The organism is Bacillus sp. FSL R5-0654 (assembly GCF_038008745.1).
Classification (GTDB): domain Bacteria; phylum Bacillota; class Bacilli; order Bacillales; family Bacillaceae; genus Bacillus; species Bacillus safensis.
The window spans coordinates 2,545,735-2,564,927 of record NZ_JBBOZV010000001.1 but is presented as its reverse complement, the minus strand read 5'-3'; the positions used below and the strand labels follow the sequence as shown (position 1 = coordinate 2,564,927).

At 39.1% G+C, this 19,193-nt stretch carries 20 protein-coding genes, 1 tRNA gene and 1 pseudogene; 18 read left to right on the top strand and 4 right to left on the bottom strand.

Annotation, left to right across the window (positions count from 1 at the left end):
• The first annotated feature begins 2 nt into the window (after positions 1-2).
• The 6 genes from NSS76_RS13020 to NSS76_RS12995 are packed head-to-tail and all read left to right on the top strand — an operon-like array spanning position 3 to position 5,099.
• Positions 3-1,877 carry a right-handed parallel beta-helix repeat-containing protein gene (locus tag NSS76_RS13020; protein WP_341082351.1) on the top strand — a complete coding sequence of 625 codons (1,875 nt, stop codon included), beginning with the start codon at positions 3-5 and terminating at the stop codon, positions 1,875-1,877.
• Positions 1,878-1,890: 13 nt separating this feature from the next.
• Positions 1,891-3,276 (top strand): BppU family phage baseplate upper protein, encoded by a 1,386-nt coding sequence (locus tag NSS76_RS13015; RefSeq protein WP_341082350.1) that lies wholly within the window; start codon positions 1,891-1,893, stop codon positions 3,274-3,276.
• Positions 3,277-3,293: 17 nt separating this feature from the next.
• Entirely contained in the window at positions 3,294-3,593 is a 300-nt protein-coding gene (locus tag NSS76_RS13010; RefSeq protein WP_341082348.1) for a hypothetical protein, read from the top strand.
• Positions 3,590-3,769, top strand: coding sequence for an XkdX family protein (locus NSS76_RS13005; RefSeq protein WP_017358175.1), 180 nt, complete (start codon positions 3,590-3,592; stop codon positions 3,767-3,769). The genes NSS76_RS13010 and NSS76_RS13005 overlap by 4 nt, the downstream gene beginning before the upstream one ends.
• Before the next feature lie 42 nt (positions 3,770-3,811).
• Positions 3,812-4,231, top strand: coding sequence for a phage holin family protein (locus NSS76_RS13000; RefSeq protein ID WP_341082345.1), 420 nt, complete (start codon positions 3,812-3,814; stop codon positions 4,229-4,231).
• Positions 4,232-4,283: 52 nt separating this feature from the next.
• Complete coding sequence (locus tag NSS76_RS12995) at positions 4,284-5,099, top strand: N-acetylmuramoyl-L-alanine amidase (protein ID WP_341082344.1); 816 nt, start codon at positions 4,284-4,286, stop codon at positions 5,097-5,099.
• A 132-nt stretch (positions 5,100-5,231) separates the two neighbouring features.
• Here NSS76_RS12995 and NSS76_RS12990 read toward each other — a convergent pair whose 3' ends face one another.
• On the bottom strand, positions 5,232-5,594 hold the full coding sequence (locus tag NSS76_RS12990) for a DUF1433 domain-containing protein (RefSeq protein ID WP_060596917.1): 363 nt from the start codon (positions 5,592-5,594) through the stop codon (positions 5,232-5,234).
• 50 nt (positions 5,595-5,644) lie between these two features.
• Between NSS76_RS12990 and NSS76_RS12985 the strand changes: the two genes are divergently transcribed.
• Together NSS76_RS12985 and NSS76_RS12980 are read left to right on the top strand one after the other, a co-directional pair.
• Positions 5,645-7,060, top strand: coding sequence for a lipase (locus NSS76_RS12985; RefSeq protein WP_341082342.1), 1,416 nt, complete (start codon positions 5,645-5,647; stop codon positions 7,058-7,060).
• Between the two features lie 12 nt (positions 7,061-7,072).
• Positions 7,073-7,378, top strand: coding sequence for a hypothetical protein (locus NSS76_RS12980; protein ID WP_144532611.1), 306 nt, complete (start codon positions 7,073-7,075; stop codon positions 7,376-7,378).
• A 41-nt stretch (positions 7,379-7,419) separates the two neighbouring features.
• On the opposite strand, the gene NSS76_RS12975 is transcribed toward NSS76_RS12980, so the two are convergent.
• Positions 7,420-7,611 (bottom strand): hypothetical protein, encoded by a 192-nt coding sequence (locus NSS76_RS12975; RefSeq protein WP_341082338.1) that lies wholly within the window; start codon positions 7,609-7,611, stop codon positions 7,420-7,422.
• A gap of 71 nt (positions 7,612-7,682) precedes the next feature.
• The gene (locus NSS76_RS12970) at positions 7,683-8,657 is read right to left on the bottom strand and encodes a hypothetical protein (RefSeq protein WP_341082336.1); all 975 of its coding nucleotides are present in this window, start codon (positions 8,655-8,657) and stop codon (positions 7,683-7,685) included.
• Between the two features lie 146 nt (positions 8,658-8,803).
• Between NSS76_RS12970 and NSS76_RS12965 the strand changes: the two genes are divergently transcribed.
• From NSS76_RS12965 to NSS76_RS12925, 9 genes and pseudogenes are all read left to right on the top strand, one after another.
• A complete protein-coding gene (locus NSS76_RS12965) occupies positions 8,804-10,327 on the top strand; it encodes a recombinase family protein (protein ID WP_341082334.1) in 1,524 nt (507 codons plus the stop codon).
• Between the two features lie 31 nt (positions 10,328-10,358).
• A pseudogene (locus tag NSS76_RS12960) lies at positions 10,359-10,445 on the top strand (hypothetical protein); the annotation flags it as partial.
• Positions 10,446-10,594: 149 nt separating this feature from the next.
• Entirely contained in the window at positions 10,595-11,035 is a 441-nt protein-coding gene (locus tag NSS76_RS12955) for a MarR family winged helix-turn-helix transcriptional regulator (protein ID WP_024423206.1), read from the top strand.
• A 7-nt stretch (positions 11,036-11,042) separates the two neighbouring features.
• On the top strand, positions 11,043-11,861 hold the full coding sequence (gene racE, locus NSS76_RS12950; RefSeq protein WP_369810464.1) for a glutamate racemase: 819 nt from the start codon (positions 11,043-11,045) through the stop codon (positions 11,859-11,861).
• A 101-nt stretch (positions 11,862-11,962) separates the two neighbouring features.
• Complete coding sequence (locus tag NSS76_RS12945) at positions 11,963-13,024, top strand: GerMN domain-containing protein (RefSeq protein ID WP_024423204.1); 1,062 nt, start codon at positions 11,963-11,965, stop codon at positions 13,022-13,024.
• Positions 13,025-13,175: 151 nt separating this feature from the next.
• A complete protein-coding gene (rph, locus tag NSS76_RS12940; protein WP_024427165.1) occupies positions 13,176-13,904 on the top strand; it encodes a ribonuclease PH in 729 nt (242 codons plus the stop codon).
• Positions 13,905-13,914: 10 nt separating this feature from the next.
• On the top strand, positions 13,915-14,517 hold the full coding sequence (locus NSS76_RS12935; RefSeq protein WP_162860205.1) for an XTP/dITP diphosphatase: 603 nt from the start codon (positions 13,915-13,917) through the stop codon (positions 14,515-14,517).
• Between the two features lie 14 nt (positions 14,518-14,531).
• Positions 14,532-15,056, top strand: a complete 525-nt coding sequence (locus NSS76_RS12930; protein ID WP_073206735.1) for a YfcE family phosphodiesterase — start codon at positions 14,532-14,534, stop codon at positions 15,054-15,056.
• A 120-nt stretch (positions 15,057-15,176) separates the two neighbouring features.
• Positions 15,177-15,250: transfer RNA gene (locus NSS76_RS12925), tRNA-Arg, on the top strand.
• A 447-nt stretch (positions 15,251-15,697) separates the two neighbouring features.
• On the opposite strand, the gene NSS76_RS12920 is transcribed toward NSS76_RS12925, so the two are convergent.
• Positions 15,698-16,678 carry an SDR family oxidoreductase gene (locus NSS76_RS12920; RefSeq protein ID WP_034621177.1) on the bottom strand — a complete coding sequence of 327 codons (981 nt, stop codon included), beginning with the start codon at positions 16,676-16,678 and terminating at the stop codon, positions 15,698-15,700.
• A gap of 493 nt (positions 16,679-17,171) precedes the next feature.
• On the opposite strand from NSS76_RS12920, the gene NSS76_RS12915 reads away from it, so the two are divergent.
• Positions 17,172-18,806 (top strand): DUF6119 family protein, encoded by a 1,635-nt coding sequence (locus tag NSS76_RS12915; RefSeq protein WP_073206730.1) that lies wholly within the window; start codon positions 17,172-17,174, stop codon positions 18,804-18,806.
• Positions 18,807-19,193 lie beyond the last annotated feature (387 nt).

Genomic DNA, 19,193 nt, shown 5'->3' with positions numbered 1-19,193 from the left:
TATTGGTCCGGCTTAAAAAAGATTATGACACAACCCGAAACTCGGTCTACGAATCCCAATTGCGCGGCGACATGCAAACGGTTGAGAATGAGCTTAATAAAAACGCAACTGAATTACAGTCTCACAAGGACAGTAAAAAAGCTCATTTGTCTAGTCAAATTATGCATGGTCTATTTACGGTTGCCAACAGGATTGACAACATGTGGGCTAGATTGACAAACCTTGTTCTCAATCATGACGGGAAAGATGTCAAGGAAGTTGTAGACATTCGAGTTGCTAGGGATGCATCTATTCATCCCACAGCAAAAGACAGATTAGACTATGACTTTCAAATACTTGAAGAAGAAATAGAAGCAGCTGCCGTTTCCCTGAACCTAAAAAGGTTTATTAAAAAGTACGGAAGTTTCACCGCAGGATTCAAGGCAGCTCTTAGTCTTGCAAAATTATACCCTGTGCACATTGTTGTTCCTCCTGGACAATACAAACTAATGGAGACTGCACGCATCTATAAAAACACTCACTTAACCTTACAAGCTGGTGCCGTTATAAGGCGCGGATTTGTAGGATCAATGCTTGTAAATGGGGATAAAGAAGATCAAGCAAAGGACTATGACGGCCACGGAAATATACTGATTGACGGTCAAGGGGTGTTTGATAGCGCAGGGGGAGAGATCAAAGAACAATGTTCAGTCATAGGTTTTGCACATGCTGAGCGCATTATCATACGGGACATCACTATCAAGGATGTGTGCGGCGGTCATGCCTTTGACTGCGCAGGCAATAAGCACGTCTTAGTTGAAAATGTCTGGTTTAAAGGTTTCGCTGATTATAAAGGCGACAGATGGTTTTCTGCTGCGATTCAGCTGGACCTAATGAGATCGGCGGGCAACTTCGGCGCCTTTGGTGCTTATGACCAAACTGTCAGCAAGCATGTTACTATTCGAGACTGCTATTTCAGCAGATCCGAAAGCTTAAAAGGATATGCACGGGGGATAGATTCTCACACCAGCACAGATGGCTTTTGGTATTCTGATATTCGTATCGAAAACAACGATTTTGAAGATACGACCGAGTACGCAATTTCAGGGAACAAATGGGAAGACGTTGTAATAAGCCGAAACAGATTTAAGGATTGTGCATCCGGTGTAAGACTAATGATTCCTAGAGTAGAATCGGTCTACACGCAAGACGCAAACGGCAATCCTACGAACAGGGTTAACAAGGTAAAACGTCTTTCAGTCAAAGATAACACTTTCACCAATATCAAAGAGCGTCATGCTATTCAGGTATATGGCCGTAAAGGGATTCAAAAAATTGACGATGTGGATGTTTCCGGCAATAAAATCAATGGCGTAAAGGTCAAGCATGCTATTCACTTATCAGATGTGGATGGCTTTTTGGTGTCTCACAATCAATTTAGAGACATCAAGCATCATGGGGTGCTCTTAACACGCTGCAGCAATGGCAAAGCTGATCTAAACATAGGACGGGACGTCGAGGGGAACGGTGTACGCGTAGAATTAGGATGTAAGAACATTGATGTCACAAACACCACCTTACGTGAAGTTGGATATTCGGGGATTTCTGTTTCAGGTGATTCAGAGGACATAAACGTTGATTTCAGCGATATTCAGAATGCTGGTAAAAGGACTTCTTCATCAAACCCGTATTACGGAATTATCTTCATGGATGGAGTCACAGATTCAGCAGCAAGATTCAACAAAGTGCGCGGGAAAAAATGCAGATACGCTATGTATTTTACAAGCAAGTGTTCTCGCATTCAGCATTTCGGCAATCGACTAAAAGGAGCTGGCGCAGAAGGTTCTTTGAAAGACAACAGCGTTGATCCTATTAAATCATTTGAAAATGTAACATGAGAGAGGTGATAACATGATTCGCAAAAATGGCCCACTTGATTTTGATGTAAACGCATATACCAGTTCAAGCGTATCAACCAGCATAAATTTTTGGACGCAGGACCGTCAGACAGCACGGTTGATATTTAAACTCACGAAAGATGGCGTGCCGTTACCTCTTGCAGCTGTCACAGGAAAACTTGTATTAGTTATGGCTGACGGCAGCCGATTCATTCGAGACGTAACAATTATTGATCGTGTCGAAGGTCAAGCTGAATACATCTTGTCAGACAATGAAGTTAAGCACTTTGGCTTAGTACAAGCTGAATTAAACTTGTACTATACAAATGATCAATCTATGTCTGTGCATCAGTTCTCTTTTAACATTTCAAAGTCACTCATTGATCAAGATATTGTACCGATCACCGAGTATTATGTAGACGAGTTTGAGGCATTAAGAGAGAAAATTAACGAACTGTATGAGGAAACAATTCAAACAATTAAAGAACTAAGAGACAAGTTTGAGGACTTGGAAAAGATCGAAACAAAGGAAGGCGCGCAGTCTAAAGCAGATGCAGCGCTTGCAGAAGCTAAAAAGCAAATAGATGCACACGCTAATAACAAAAACAATCCTCATGCTGTCACTAAATCAAATGTAGGATTAGGCAATGTAGACAATGTTAAGCAGGCTTCAAAGGCTGATTTTGATAAACATGTTGATGATAAAAATATCCATATCACATCCGCAGAACGTGCCAAATGGAATGGCGGACAAATGTACAAACTTGTTCCCGACAATGGATTAGTGAAACGTATCCCGAATGGGACGGATATATTCACTTTACCGCATGGTCCATATATGGGAGCAAACCTTGTAAATGTACCGATTGTGAATGATGGCAGCTTTTATTATGTAGAAGTGTTTGATACTGAGTACACACCAAATGAAAATCGTTTGAAAAGAATTATTGTAACGAGGTCATTTGATAACTTAACGTGGGTTGGAACATTCCACACACAAGGGTTTCGCGGATGGGAACGACTCATAACAGATGGAGATGCTGCAGTCACTTGGAAAAAACCTTCATTGTCAAAAGGATGGAAGCAATATGTATCATCAGATGGATTTCCGCACACGCTATGCTACTCAAAAGATGCCTTGGGAGTGGTGGAGATCATCGGGTCTATTACTGGTGGGGTGATTGGTAATGATGTCGAGGCGTTTACATTACTTGAAGGATACTTTCCTCTGCAGTCATTTCACTTTATTGGTGTTGCATCCAGTTTGGGGACACCGGGTGTACCACAATATCACCGAACCTATATAGGTACTGACGGTCGAGTTTGTGTTCAATCTTGTTCTAATACGGTAAACCCCAATGAATTTATTACGTTTGGGGTCCGTTTTAAAGCAAAGTAAACGTGGGAGGTGCGAATATGATCTGGGTGTATAAATATGATGAAAATTACGTTTGGCAAGCAGACAAAGACATCTTAGTAGATGTAGAAAACGGAGAGGAAATCCCCAAAGGCTATACAGATAAACAGCCACCAGATGGGCTATTTATTGCAAAGTACGATCCCAAAAAAGAAGAGTGGTTTGAATCGGCAACACAAGAATACATTGATAGTTTGCAGCCTGATCCACCGCCACCAAATGATGTAGCGCTGCTAAAAAAACAAGTCGCTCTCCTTACATTGCAGCTTTCGCAGTTGCAGAGAGGCGGGACATCATGATCTACCCAACGGCGGACGACATTAAAGTATTTTGGGATTGGGGCGTGTATACGCCTGAAATTATGAGGGAATATGTTTCGTTGAAAGTTATCACTAAAACAGAATTTGAAGAGATCACAGGTTTGAAGTTCGACAAGCCTGCTGTCTCAGTGGATTTAGGAACAACAGCATCTTAACAGGTGCTTTTTATTTTGCCTTCGAAAGGAGGTGACAAATGAATGGGGGATATAAAATTGTTTATTAACTTTGAAACTTTGGATCTTGCACGAACATATCTATTTGGCGGAGTGAAATTTTTGGACTTGCTTGTGCTGCTAAGTGTTATTGATGTGCTTACTGGTATCATCAAAGCATGGAAGATCGGTAAGCTGCGAAGCCGCACTGCATGGTTCGGTTACGTGCGTAAAATGCTCAGTTTTGTGGTTGTGATTGTGGCCAACATCATTGATCAGATCATGGGCTTAAATGGAGTGCTGACATTCGGGACAGTGCTTTTCTATATTGCAAATGAAGGACTTTCTATCACAGAAAACCTTGCACAGATCGGCGTTAAAATCCCGGCTTCTATCACAGACCGTCTTCACGTCATTGAAAACGACAGCCAAAAAGAAGAAGAGGAAAAGAAAGTTGCTGAGTAATCGGCGGCTTTTTTCTATATAAAAACAAACCCAAATTAAGGAGTAGATGAACATGACAAAGAAAATTATGATTGATCCGGGACACGGCGGGCACGATCCCGGCGCAGTAGCAAACGGGTTGAAAGAAAAAGACCTTGTACTTACCATTGCCAAGAAAACAAAAGCAATTCTTGAAAAGGTGTATGGGGCATCAGTTAAGCTCACACGATCAACCGATGTTTATATTGATCTGTCTCAAAGAGCTAGATTAGCAAATAATTGGGGTGCTGATTATTTTGCATCCATTCATATCAACGCTGGTGGAGGAACGGGTTTTGAGACGTTCCGTTTTGATAAACTATCAGCATCATCCAGCACTGGCAAACAGCAAAAGGTTGTACACGATTCTATTTACAACAAGATCAAAGGAAAAATAGGAGACCGAGACCGTGGGACCAAGTCTAAAAGCCTTGCTGTATTGAGAGAAACAAAAATGCCAGCGATTCTGACAGAGAATCTATTCATTGATCGTAAAGAAGATGCTGCACTGCTGAAACAGGAGTCATTCCTGAACCTATTGGCCGAGGGGCACGCAGAAGGTATCGCGGCGGCCGCCGGTTTAAAAAAGGTGTCAACATCATCTAAAACAAGCTCTAAAAAAGAAACGGCGCCAAAAGGCATTAAAATGGCTGTGGTGAAGCCGAATGCTGACGGGTGGCTATGGGTCTATGATAAGCCAAACTGGTCAGCAAAGCACAAAAAAGTAAAGCCAGGTGAAGCATTTACGATTGATAAGACCGTTATGATCAACGGATCGAAAATGTATAAACTGAAATCAGGTCTTTATATCACAGCTGCTTCAAAATATGTTCAGGTAAAACTAAAGTAAAATGAAAAGCCCTTCCAAAATGGAGGGGCTTTTTTATTTGTCTTAGTGTGGTCTATTTAAGGTTCCATCAATATTGAAGTAAGAAAATAGTCCCGTTGAAATATCGGGGGACGCTTTTGTTTTTTTAATCGTTTAATACTCACATACTTTATCTTCGCACTCGGGCTTTTCTTTAGCATCTACAGTGAAAGATATGACTTTATCATTACCTTTATCATAGATTCCCCATAGTTCTTTTTTCTTGTTGCCATTGAGGTAACCATTGATTTCAATGCCACCCATTGGGTTTACCTCATAATCATTAGTATAATCAATTCGTTCAATATCATTATAGTTTGTTTTAATAAAGTCAGTCATTCTTTTCTTAGCCAAGGAATATAATTCTTCATTTTTAGCTTCTTGAGCTTCTGTTTTTTTGTCGTGTTGTTCCTTCATAAATATCCCTCCAAGTGTTATAATAACCAGAGTTATAAGGATAATTATGTATTTTTTCATAAAACCATCCTTTCTGTCTTACATTTTACATGAGAGAAGGGGCATTGTACATGAATACAAAGACCGGCATACCTAATTTAACAGATGAAGACTATTTTTCTCTTAGTCAAAATACTTATAGTGAAAAGAAAATGAAAAAAGCCTATGAGAATAAAACACCACTTGTAAATGATTCAAAAAAGGCTTTTTATGTAGATAAAATCAAAAAAGACCCGGACACAGGGCTAGATGTTTACGTATTTGTTCAAGCCAAGAAAAAAGAAGGTAAATGGGTTAAACCAAAAGAGCCTGAGAATGTTGTCGTAGGTTTTCAAGGAACAAATCAGGAACAAATCAAAGCTGATGTAATAAGTGCAGATGGCGGCAACGTGGTAATGGGTAAAGATCCGAAAAAGAAAGTCAAATACATAATGAAAAAAGAGGCACCTGAAAACTCTAAAGTGATTGCCAAATATAACGGTAGTATGGAACAAGCTATGTTACTGAAGAGCGGAAAGTATAAAGTTGTATCCAAAACATCCCAATTCGATCAAGGTGATAAGCTCGTCGCCAATGAAGTGAAAAAGTATGCTGGCACTAATACAGTCATTTCGACAACTGGTCACTCTCTTGGAGGGGCAGATGCAGAATATGCTGGTGTAAACAATAATGTTTACAGTGTAGCTTTTAACAACCCTTCCATTGTTAAGTTGCATGATGAAGAAACACAGAAGAAAATCAGAAACGGAGAATTTGATTTGTATCATAAAGCCATCATTAATCCCGATGATATGGTGGGTTCAGGTTGGTTATTAGAATATGAACGTCACAACGGAACGACAATTTATACGAAAGATCCTAGTCAATCACGAAGAGAGCGTATAAATCGGTTTATATCACCCTTTGCTCTTCCTGGGGTTTTAGGAAATTTGATTACTTCCTTCCATGGACAAGCATTTGCAAAAAATCCCGATACTCATAGTTTAAACGATTCGAACTTTACATTTGATAAGAATGGTAATATCAAAAGTGTGGATGGAAGCAAAGGTGTTTATAACCAGAATGTCGAATCGTTCTCATCTTATTCAGGTATGAATGGGCAAACTATAAAAGTGGATGCCAAATATGCAAAAGAACTAGCTCATCGATTACAGGCAGCTATCGAAGACTTAAAAACAAAAAAACAAGCAATTGAACAATTCCCTCATGATCACAGCAAAATGGTTTATGACGTAAAATCTATTTGCGGAAAGAGATTAGAAGAATTCAAGGATCTAGATCCAAGTGATGTTGATAAAGCTATATTGTATCACGCGCCTTATGTGAAAGATGGGGCAACATTTTATGACTCAGAAGAACACTATGAAACTGAGGCTTCTCTACATTATTTGATTAGAGATTTAGAGGATATTAGTGAGTTTATAGTTAAAATGGCTGTGGATTTAAAAGATAAGGATAACGAATTAGCAAGATGGTTACGGTTGTAAGGGGGATTTCAATTGCCATATGGAGTTAATATGGATGCAGATGAGTTTTACAGACGATTACAACAGAATGAGGAATTAAAAAATATTGTGGGTGCAAGTTTAAAAACGCATTGTCAGAACCTAAAAGCAGACACAAAAAACGCATCAGATTTTTCTTCAGCACAACAGGTTGTAGCTGAAGTGTATATTGCTTTACTCTCTTCATTTGAAGGAAAAGCTAAGGACGCATTGGTGCAAAGGCTCAATGAAAATGCGACTATGCTGACAACTGCCACACAGAACAGAAGTGCCTTTCTAAGAAGTATAAAGACTAAATAGTTAACATAACCTCTTCGCAACGATGCGATGGAGGTCTTTTTTTATTTAAACCGCCATTCTTGCTTCTCATTATTCCATTGAAGCTCTTTTCGGGATATTAGATTTTTAACAGCCTTTCGGATCGTCAGCTCATCCTTCCCCGTTTTCCTTTTAAGGTCATCCATTGATGGGTTTCGTCTGAATCTGCTCATGTTATAGATGATTCGATACAACTTTCTCTCAAGATCGGTCACGGCGTACCCTCCTATAAAAAGAATGTAAGTTCGATTATAAATGTTAATAAAAAACCCTTCAACTTGAAGGGTCAATTTAAAGAAGATACTTTATCGGTAATTTTCATTTGTTTTCCTGAGCGTTCATACGAGAATTTAGCAACTGTTTCTTCTTCATCTATATAAGGAACTTTCCAAAATACAGCTATCTGATTGACTGTATCATTATCTTTGCCAATGTTTGCAGCTAAGTCATCACTATACATTTCAACCATGTTATAAGCTGTCTTACTTGTGTTCAATGCATCAAAAGATAAGTAAACAAGAGCAATTAACTTGTTCTTCTCACTCGAACCCATATCTTCGTTAATTTCAATTTTTTCAATCGATGTGGTTTTATAGTTCTCTTCGATAATTGTTTTGATTTGTATTTCTGCATCATCTTTTACCATATCTAACTCATCTTCTTCACTGTTATCTTCGGCTTCTTCTGAGTTATAAACTTCATTTTTCTCTTCCTCTGCATCTTTATCTTTAGGCGAAGTTTTCTCCTCAGATATAACTTCAGAATTGTTTATTTTTAAATTTATTTCAGCAGTAGCTTTTAGTTCTGAGTCACCGCTAATTTGTGGACCAGTTAGGTTAGAACCATTGTCTCCAAAAATTTCTTGAACAACTTCAGTTTGTTCAAGAACCGGTAGTGTTTCGACATATATAATATATTTCCCATCATCAAATACCCCGTCATCTTCATTAAAGAATTTATACTCGAAAGATCCATCCTTATGAACAGTTGAATTAACTATTGAGTTTTTATGAGAATTTTTGAGTTCAAGACGAATCCTTAGTTTCGTATCTTTAGGTAAGTTGCTCTTCCCACTAATGATAATAATTTTATTGTTTGTGATTTCTTTATCCAAAGTGATCTTTACGTTTAATTTTTCTTTAGTTTCAATGCTTTCTTCTTTTTTACTAGGGCTACTTGTGGATGTGTTTTCTGCTTTGCCACAAGCAGATAAGAATAAGGCACATAAAATCATAAAGAGAAAAGTTTTAATAAGATTCAATACAGACCCTCCAAAACAAATATTTCCAAATAAGTCTATCATATTAATGAATCGAAAAGTTGCTTTTTCCAAATTAAGAATATTACGGAATTGATGGTCGGGATGTTATAATTTAGTAAGAACAATTCACAATTGGGGTGTGTCATATGCATTTCCGAAAAGAATCAGTTGAAGAAATCATCAAATATGATGATTACCCTTATAAGGTCTATACAAGGGTTTCGACAGACCGTGACGAGCAAATAAGTTCTAAGGAAAACCAAATTGACGTTTGTCGATATTGGATTGAGCAACACAACTATGAATGGGATGACCGTTCTGTTTTATTAGATGATGGTATAAGCGGAACCGTCCTTGAAGATAGGGCAGCAATGAAATACATTTTTTCATTGGCTGAAAAGAAAGAAATAAAAATGGTTATTTTCAAATCCATTACACGTCTTGCCAGAGATTTGAAAGATGCCCTCTATATTAGAGAGATTTTAGTATCTAACGGTGTTCGTGTCGTGACGCTTGAAGAAGATTATGATAGCCTGTACGAAAGCAAAGCTTCGATGAAATTTGAAATGTCGGCCCTTTTCGCAGAGCAGTTACCTAAATCTATGTCCGTAAACATAAGTGGGGTACTTGCAGCAAAGGCCAGACGAGGAGAACATTCTGGAAGAATACCGTATGGTTATATGAAAGAGGGGAAATACCTCGTTATTAATGAAAATGAAGCAGATGTCATAAGGTTAATTTTCCATTTATATAACAACGAGGGATTAGGCCAAAAAAGAGTTACATACGCTTTGCAGGAGAAGTGTAAAGCTGGTGAAATACCTCCGCCCAGGAAAAGAAGTAACTGGCAGCTCACAACGGTCCAGACTATTTTAAAAAACCCTATTTATTGTGGAGTTCACATTGCTAATAGACATACGACGATAAAGGTAGATGGACGAAAGAAATTCATTAGAAACCCACCTGAGAAATGGACTGTTTATGAAGATTTCTGCCCGCCAATTGTTTCTAGAGAAGATTGGGAAAAAGCTAACAATAAACAAACAGTCAATAAAAAAAGAAAATTTACACCCTGGAATGAGTTGAGAAAGTTAATTGTTTGTGGGAAATGTGGATCTAAAATGGTGATCATCCAAACTCATCGAGACAAGAAAAATGGAGAGCGGACTTATTGGAAATACCTAAAGTGTAGTAATTTCAGAAGGTCCGGGAAAGATGGATGTGTGAATCATGTTCCGATCAAATATGAAGAACTTCGAGATTTTGTGGTTGAAAATCTCATTACATTTTCAGAGGGAATTTCACACGACTTCAAGAAAAATGCTCTTGAACAAAAGGAAAGACAAATTAAAGCCATAAAGGCAGAATTGAAGTCTTTAGAGACACAAAACAAAAGATTGTTAGAACTGTACTTAGAAGATCAAATGATTACAAAAGCCGAATTTCAAAGTAAACGGAACGACATTCAGGCCAAAATAACAAATTTTGAACAGAGTTTATTTTCGTTGCAACATGTACAAAATGAGAAAAATTCAATCATCGAAATGAAAGCAGTCATTCAAGAACTTGAAGATAGAGAAAAAGATTTAAAACATGTGTTTGAAAAGCTGATCGATCGTATCGTAATTGATCCAAATGGAAAAATAAACATCTATTACAGATTCAAATGACAGCACGGATAACGATTTGCAAAAGGTACGCTTAGCAAATGCCATGCAAAAGCTAGGAGTCAAAGGCCGTTCACAGGCCGTAGTCGAGCTTCTGCGTATGGGTGAGCTAGAGCTCTAAAGTCAGCCGGTTTTCCTTCCATATTGGGGAGGAACCGGTTATTTCTATATGGTTTCCATGAGTCTCTTCTTGCATTTTCTTTAAAAAACGAGGAAAATAGACATATACGTTTTAATCAAAGTGAGATGCTATAGTGAGGTATCAATAAAATGGAAACGAATGAATCAGGCCATGTTGCAGAGATTGAAAAATCATTACGCCACATTGCCGCAATTATTAAGCAAAAAGGCAGAGAAATCCTGAATCAATATACGATTACGCCTCCACAATTCATCGGGCTTCAGTGGCTTTATGAATTCGGAGATATGACAATAGGCGAGCTGTCACAAAAGATGTACTTGGCTTGCAGCACAACCACTGATTTAATTGATAGAATGGAAAAAAGTGAACTTGTCGAACGGGTGAAAGATCCATCTGACCGCCGCGTGGTTCGCATTCATTTATTGCCTGAAGGCGAGCGGATCATTCAAGAAGTGATTGCTAAACGCCAAGAATACGTCAGTGAACTTCTAGGGGCTTTCTCAGAAGAAGAAGCCATCGTTTTCAACCAATCCTTAACGAAACTACAGCAGCAAATGAAAAGAAAATGAGGCGATTTTGTTGGATCAACCAATCGGCGTCATTGATTCCGGCGTCGGCGGTTTAACCGTTGCAAAGGAAATCATGAGACAACTGCCAAAAGAAAAAATCATTTATGTAGGCGATACAAAACGATGTCCATATGGCCCGCGGAAAGAAGAAGAAGTTCTTCAATATACGTGGGAAATGGCACACTACTTACTAAAACACCACCATATTAAAATGCTCGTCATTGCATGCAACACAGCAACGGCGATCGCACTGGATGAAATCAAAGCAACGCTTGATATTCCGGTCATTGGCGTCATTCAGCCTGGCGCCCGTACAGCGATCAAGGTGACAAACAACCAGCATATTGGCGTTATTGGCACAATCAATACGATCAAAAGCGAGGCATACAAAGAAGCGCTGCTGTCACTAAAAGCAGGTCTAACGGTTCAAAGTCTGGCGTGTCCGCTCCTTGTTCCATTTGTGGAAAGCGGTACGTTTTTAGATCAGACAGCAGAGGCAGTGGTCAAAGATTCCCTTGAACCGATGAAAGAAACAGGAATTGACACTCTTATTCTTGGCTGCACACACTATCCGATTTTAAAAGAGCCGATTCAGCGCTTTATGGGCAGTGATGTCAGCATTATTTCATCAGGAGATGAGACAGCGAGAGAAGCAAGTACGATTCTTTCATATAAAGGGCTATTAAATACCTCTAAAGAAACGCCTGTCCATACATTTTACACAACAGGGCAGCAGCAAAATTTTCAAAACATCGCTCGTGACTGGTTTGGCTACCTGCCAGGGAAGGTCGAAACCGTGTCACTTGAACACATCTACCAGCAATAACCCGCTTCTATTTGAAGTGGGTTATTTTTTTATGAAAAGGGTCTAATCCTCTGGGGGAGCTCGTATACATAGTAGTACAAACTACTAGAGGAGGGTGAAGTATGCTGAAAAAAGGATCTACAGCAGCTGTTACGTGTATCGCGTCAGCCATGCTTTTGTCAGGATGCGGATTGTTTCAAACAGACCAAGCGAAAACAGAGATTGATCCACCACAAAACGTCACATATGTGAAAGAAAATAAAGAAGATAAACAAACAGCCAAAGAAGGAAAAGAAGAGAAGCAGGCAGATACGGTCATGAGAGAATTATATTTAATTGATAAAAACGGGTATGTCGTATCTCAATCCATTCCACTGCCGAAAAATGAAGGAAGTGCCAAACAAACCCTTGAATATCTCGTGGACGGGGGACCTATTTCTAACTTAATGCCGAATGGCTTCAGAGCAGTGCTGCCAGCGGATACGCGCGTATCTGTCGATATTAAAGACGGAACGGCGGTTGTCGATTTTTCAAATGAATTTAAAAACTATAAAAAAGAAGACGAGCAGCGCATTTTGCAATCTGTCACTTGGACGTTAACTCAGTTTGATTCCATAGCCAAAGTCAAATTGAAGATGAATGGACATGAACTAAAAGAAATGCCAGTGAACGGTACACCTATCTCAGATGATTTAAGCAGAGAAGACGGTATTAATATCCAGCACGAGGCTGCTGCTGATATGACAGCGACAAAGCCAGTGACGGTTTACTATTTAGCTGAATCTGATGAACAGACGTACTACGTTCCGGTGACCAAAAGAGCGCCAAAAGACGAGGATGATCCGATTACAGCAGCAATTGATGAGCTCGTCTCTGGACCAAGCAAAAAAAGCCATCTGCTTACAGACTTTGATCAAGATGTGAAGCTGAATGATGTACCAAAAGTAAAAGATGGCCATGTGACACTTGATTTCAACGAATCTATTTTTGGCAGTGCGGATGAAAAGAAAAAGGTCATTTCACAAAAAGTTCTTGATAGCATTGTGCTCACATTAACCGAGCTGCCGGACGTCAAAAGCGTATCTGTCAAGGTGAACGGCAAGGCTGAGCTTGTGAACGAAAAAGGAGCAGAGCTCACAAAGCCGGTTTCACGACCAGAACAAGTGAATACAGGTAGTTTTTAACGTCACACATTGATATAATGGAGAAAAAGAGGCATGCATATTCGCTGCCTCTTTTTTATTCCAAGCGATTAGAACGAGCTGAGGTTGTCAAAGTTAGTAGGAGAACCCCGCTGGCACTCGCGAGGAATGTATATCGTAACGGAGGTAAAACATGAGATTAGATGAAAGACAATATGACGAATTGAGAAAAATTGAAATAGAGGCAGGCTACATCACGCACCCAGAAGGCTCTGTCTTAATCTCAGCGGGAAATACGAAGGTGATTTGTAACGCATCGATCGAAGACCGCGTACCTCCTTTTTTAAGAGGAGAAGGAAAAGGCTGGATTACAGCAGAATATAGCATGCTTCCAAGAGCAACTGCACAAAGAACGATAAGAGAATCATCTAAAGGAAAAGTCACAGGACGTACGATGGAGATCCAGCGTTTAATTGGACGAGCACTCCGCGCAGTCGTTGACTTAGAAAAGCTTGGCGAACGCACCATTTGGATTGATTGTGATGTTATTCAAGCAGACGGCGGCACACGCACAGCATCCATCACAGGTGCTTTTGTTGCCATGACACTTGCGATTCAAAAGCTGCGAGCTGAAGGAGTCATCAAAGAAAACCCGATTACTGATTATTTAGCGGCGATATCCGTCGGAATTGATTCTCAGCAAGGTCTTCTGTTAGATTTAAACTATGAAGAAGATTCTTCTGCTGAAGTAGATATGAATGTCATCATGACAGGCGCTGGTCGCTTTGTTGAACTTCAAGGAACAGGCGAAGAAGCGACATTCTCAAGAGAACAGCTAAACGGACTGCTTGATTTAGCCGAAAAGGGCATCAAAGAATTAATCGAAAAGCAAAAAGCAGTAACAGGAGAAGTCATCGAATAAAGAGAAGGGTTTGATCAGGATGAAAACAGCCATCATTGCAACGCACAATGCGGGCAAAGCGAAAGAATTCAAAGCCATTCTTGAGCCAAAAGGATTCACGGTCAAAACACTAGCAGACATTGGCTTTACTGAAGAAATTGAAGAAACAGGACAAACCTTCGAAGAAAATGCCATCATCAAAGCGGAGGCCATTCAAGCCAAAGCAGGTGAAATGGTCATTGCAGACGATTCCGGTCTGTCGATTGATTATCTGGGCGGAAAACCTGGCGTGTATTCAGCGAGATACGCAGGTGAGCATAAAGACGATGCGGAGAATGTGGAAAAAGTGCTGAGCGAACTTCAAGGCATTGAAAAAGAAGACCGCACAGCCAGATTCAGATGTGCCCTTGCTGTCAGCATACCGGGAAAAGAAACAAAGACAGTAGAAGGATCAGTAGAAGGCTTCATCGCAGAAAAACCAATCGGCGAAAATGGCTTCGGATACGACCCGATTTTCATCGTCAAAGACAAAGACCAGACGATGGCCGAATTATCACCAGAGGAGAAAAACAAGATCAGCCATCGAGCGGTCGCGCTTCAAAAGCTTTCATCACTGCTAGACGCAAATGAATAAGGGGGAATGAAGCCATGAAGATACTCATCATTAGTGACAGTCATGGACTCACAGACGAACTTCAAACCATTGCCAAATGGCATGCGGCTGAAGTTGACATGATGATTCACTGCGGAGATTCAGAACTCGAAACGAACCACCCAGCACTTGAAGGATACAAAGTCGTCAAAGGAAATTGTGACTTTATGGGCGATTTTGAAGAAGAGCTCCTGCTCCCACTTGATGGAGGCGGAAAACTATTTCTCACTCACGGACATCTGCATGGCATCAAACAATCCTTGCTTCAAGTCTACTACCGTGCAGAAGAGCTGGGCGCAGACATTATCTGCTTTGGCCACTCGCACATTCCAGGCAGTGAACTGCTAAGAGGAAAACTCCTCATTAACCCAGGCAGCGTGCACTTGCCAAGAGTGCGAAAAGAGCGCAGCTATGCTATACTGACACTAGATGGAAGCGAAGCAAACGTACAGTTTTTCACGGACGAAGGTCAGGTCATACAAGACCTCGAAAACACTGTCACATTGGAAGGTATTTCATAAGGGTGCAGCATTTGCCCCTTATGAAAAAACTTTCGAAAAACCGTTGACTTTAAAGAACAATAGTAATATAATAAATCTTGTCGCTGAGGTAATACACCACAGCACACTACATAACAACATGTCCCAGTAGCTCAGCAGGATAGAGCAACGGCCTTCTAAGCCGTCGGTCGGGAGTTCGAATCTCTCCTGGGACGTACTAAGAAAAAAGCCTGAAACCCTTTATTATCAAGGATTTCAGGCTTTTTTTGTTCTTTGGAACATAAGTTCGTAACTCGCTTCAAAACAGGGTTTTGGGAGCGGATTTATTTTTAAGTATTTCCGTTCCCTGTTTTTGTATCAAAGAAGCTATCAAAATGGGTGGCTGATTTCTGATCAGCTTCTTCAATGACATGAGCGTAAATTGACATAGTTGTATCCATTTTTGTATGCCCTAAACGTTCCTGAAAACTGCGATTTATTTAAATGATTGGGTAATTCAGTTCATATTTTGGGTAGCAATAATAAGGCGGTCTACGTCCAATTTCAGGCATTAGCCATGAATGCTCCATATAAACCATAGTGACTTTTTCCATTGAATGATTCACAAGTAATAACTCTACTTCTGGATTAAATTCATATCTCAATCCAATGACCTCCTTATATTAGGAATGTGTGGATTCCCCGCCGTCAACATGCAGCACTTGACCTGTAACAAAACGTGAATCATCAGAAGCTAGATAAACAAATGTTGGTGCGAGTTCAAATGGATGCGCAACTCGTTCCATTGGATTAAATGCTCCATATACAGCCACTTGATCTGACGAGAAACTTGCTGCAATGAGCGGCGTCCAGATTCGACCTGGAGCAACGGCGTTTACACGAATTCCTTTTTTTACAACATTTTTAGCCAAAGCACGTGTCCAACCAACAATTGCCCCTTTTGTGGCTGTATAATCAATCATTTGTTGCTCACCTACATACGTTACGACTGAAGAAGTACCGATAATAGAACTGCCTGGTTTTAAGTAAGGAAGCGCTGCTCTGGTTGTGTAAAAATGTGAGTATATGTTGACTTTAAAGGTGTCATCGAATTGTTCGTCTGTAATGTCAAGAAGGCTTGGTTGTTGAAATTGGATACCAACGTGGTTACATAGAACATCTAGACGTCCGAAGGTTTTTACTGTTTTCTCTACAATGGTGATACATTGCCTTTTATCTCGCAAGTCTCCTGGCATCAATAAACAACGTTGCCCAAGTTCTTCAATTCTTGCTTTTGTTCTATTAGCATCTTCGTGTTCATCTAAGTATGCAATCGCAACGTCAGCACTTTCCTTTGCGAAGGCAATGGCTACGGCTGCACCAATACCGCTATCCCCTCCTGTAATAAGAGCAACTTTTCCCGCTAACTTACCACTCCCTTTGTAATTTGTATTTTCAATAATTGGAAGTGGTACCATTAAACCTTCTACACCAGGATGACGAAGTTGACGTTGTTCAGGTAAATTAATTGGGATTTCTTCATAGCGTGTGATTTTTCCGTAATTAGGGTACATGGGATAAGGTTGAGTTTTCATTTTCTCTAAAAACATCTGTTGCATTTGTTTTATTTGTTGCAACTTACTCTCATCAGAATCTTGTGTCATTGAATTCCCTCCAAACGTACTTATTCCCTGTAAATGTCTATGTTGTTTACTGCTAATCCAAGTATTAATAATGATTAAACTTGTGAAGGAGTTATTTGAAGGGTTTCAGAAAGCTTTATGAGTAGGTTGGAATTTACGGGTATACAGATATTTGAACACGTTCAAAAACAAGTAATTCAACGTATTACGTCAGCAATCAAGGCTGGGAAGTAATAAAAGTTGCAGAACAATTATCGGAAGTTGAGAAATGTATGAAGGAGAAGAAGAGAGAACTAAGATTAAGACTCGTCAAGCAGAGGTCTTTTCTTTTTGGAATTAAAGGGATAGGGGGAATTTCCACTATCTTAATTGGGCATCCACTGTTTGACTCCATAGTCGGTTCATCTACACACCATGGAAGTAATATGATACGAAGCTTAACAAAATACTATGAGAGGACATGTCGGATTATGGTATAATATGAATAAAATACAAGATGATTGGGAGAACTGGGATGCGGGAAATAAAACATAAATTTGCTATTTATAAAATAGAAGATGCAAAGTCTTGTACTCAAAATCTAAAGGAAAATGATTTTGAGGAAATAAAATGCAAAGACCCAAATTATATACTTTATATGACCAAAAAGGTAAAGAAACCGAAATGGGAAAGAATACTAATACAAGTTGCAGAAGACCCGACTAAAGTAAAAGCATCAAATGAAACTTCATCTTTTGTATTACTCCGTACTATTGGAGAAAATGCCTATGCCTTCACAGGTGGAATTGGTTTTTTCTCAATACAAGGTTATATCATTCAAGATTTTGGTATAGATTTAATTAGCAAAATTATTGACCCCGATCGAATTAAGTATATTAAACAAAAGCCTCTAGCTGGCAAGACAGTACAAGAAGAGCATGTATTTAAAGAGTATTATAATTATGAATTTGACCCTAATAACTGGGGGAAAATATCTAAAGAAATTCTTGGCGAAATTAAAGATATTGACTTGAAGATTCATTTGGGTATTGAAATTTCCGGAAAATTCAAAATACGCCTACAGGGTAAATCTTCATTTACAATTAATAGAAGTTTGACTTTAGACCAACTGGATACCGTACTTGAAAGACTAGAAGAATTATCGACTAAAGAAGATAAGTTTCGCCTTTATAAAGGATTTTCGGAAGTTACAAACAGGGATAGAAAAAATTCGTTATCAGCTATACTCATTAAGAATCTTATCTCCTTATATCAAGGGTACAGAGATAAAAAATTTGATACAGTTGAATCTAATGTAATAATTTCTTATTCCGATGTTAGAGAATTCATTCTCTCTGACTACTACGTAATTTCTTACAAAGTCGATTCCGTGAAATTAAAAGATTTAAGTTTAGAGCGTATATTTGATTTTTTAATCGATTTAGGAATTGAAGAGTTTGATGAGTCTCACCTCTCTACGATTAGGATTGCAGGGTTCGATAGTGAAAATGAAAAGAGATATATGGATAAACTTAAAGCCTTTTTAGTTGCAGATGTTATAGAGGCAAAAACAAATTATTGTTATATAGACCAGAAATGGTTTGAAGTAAGTCAAGACCTAATCGAAATAGCAAATGAAGAAGTATGTAAAATGTTGGATAATTATATTGTTGAGGACTTCAATCTGCCTCATTGGAAACATTCCAGCGATAAGCTTGAAACAGAAGATTCTTATATTCCAAGTATTTGTAGCGAAAAACTTGTTCAAATGCACAGAAACCATATCTATATAAAAGGTCAAGATAAAGCTGAGGTTTGTGACATTGTAGACTTAAGGAAAGATGAAGCATTATTTATATTTGTAAAGAAAGGACTTGGAACTTCTTTGCGTGAATTATTCGCACAGACACGAAATTCTATGGAGTTATATTACAAAGATGCTAAGTTCCGCTCCAATTCCCTTGAGAAAATTAAGGGAAAAACACCACATGAATTTGATGAGAATAAAGTTGGAGTAATTCTTGCCTTTACAGACCATATTATAAGTCGGGAAACTATACTAGTTGAAAAAATCAGTACAGTTGTCAAATTGGATTTAATTCAAACCTTCAGTTTTTTAGAAGGGATGGGTATAAAGAACATAATGCTTTATGAAATTCCTCATGTATAACCAAAAGCAATAAGGCTCGAATTACAAAACATCATTATTTATAATAGGAATAAGCAAACGGTCTAAGTTCGAAAAGTAGCCATTTATACATGACTAAAAATAAATACTGATATATAGAGTAGCTCAGCAGGATAGAGCAATGATCTTCTAAGCTGGCGGTCGGGAGTTCTCTCCTGAGACCTATTGAAGACCCGTTATTGATACGTATAGTGTCCGTTGAATCAAACGATGACATAGACGTATTGGTAGCAGGTTTTTTCGTGTGCGTTGGCCTAAGCGGAGGTAATTAACGTTATGGCTATAAAGTTTATTGGCGAAAGAAGTCCGACGGCTAGGCGTTCAGTCACATGGCTAGCCCAAGACCCATAGCCGCCCGAAAGTAAGTAT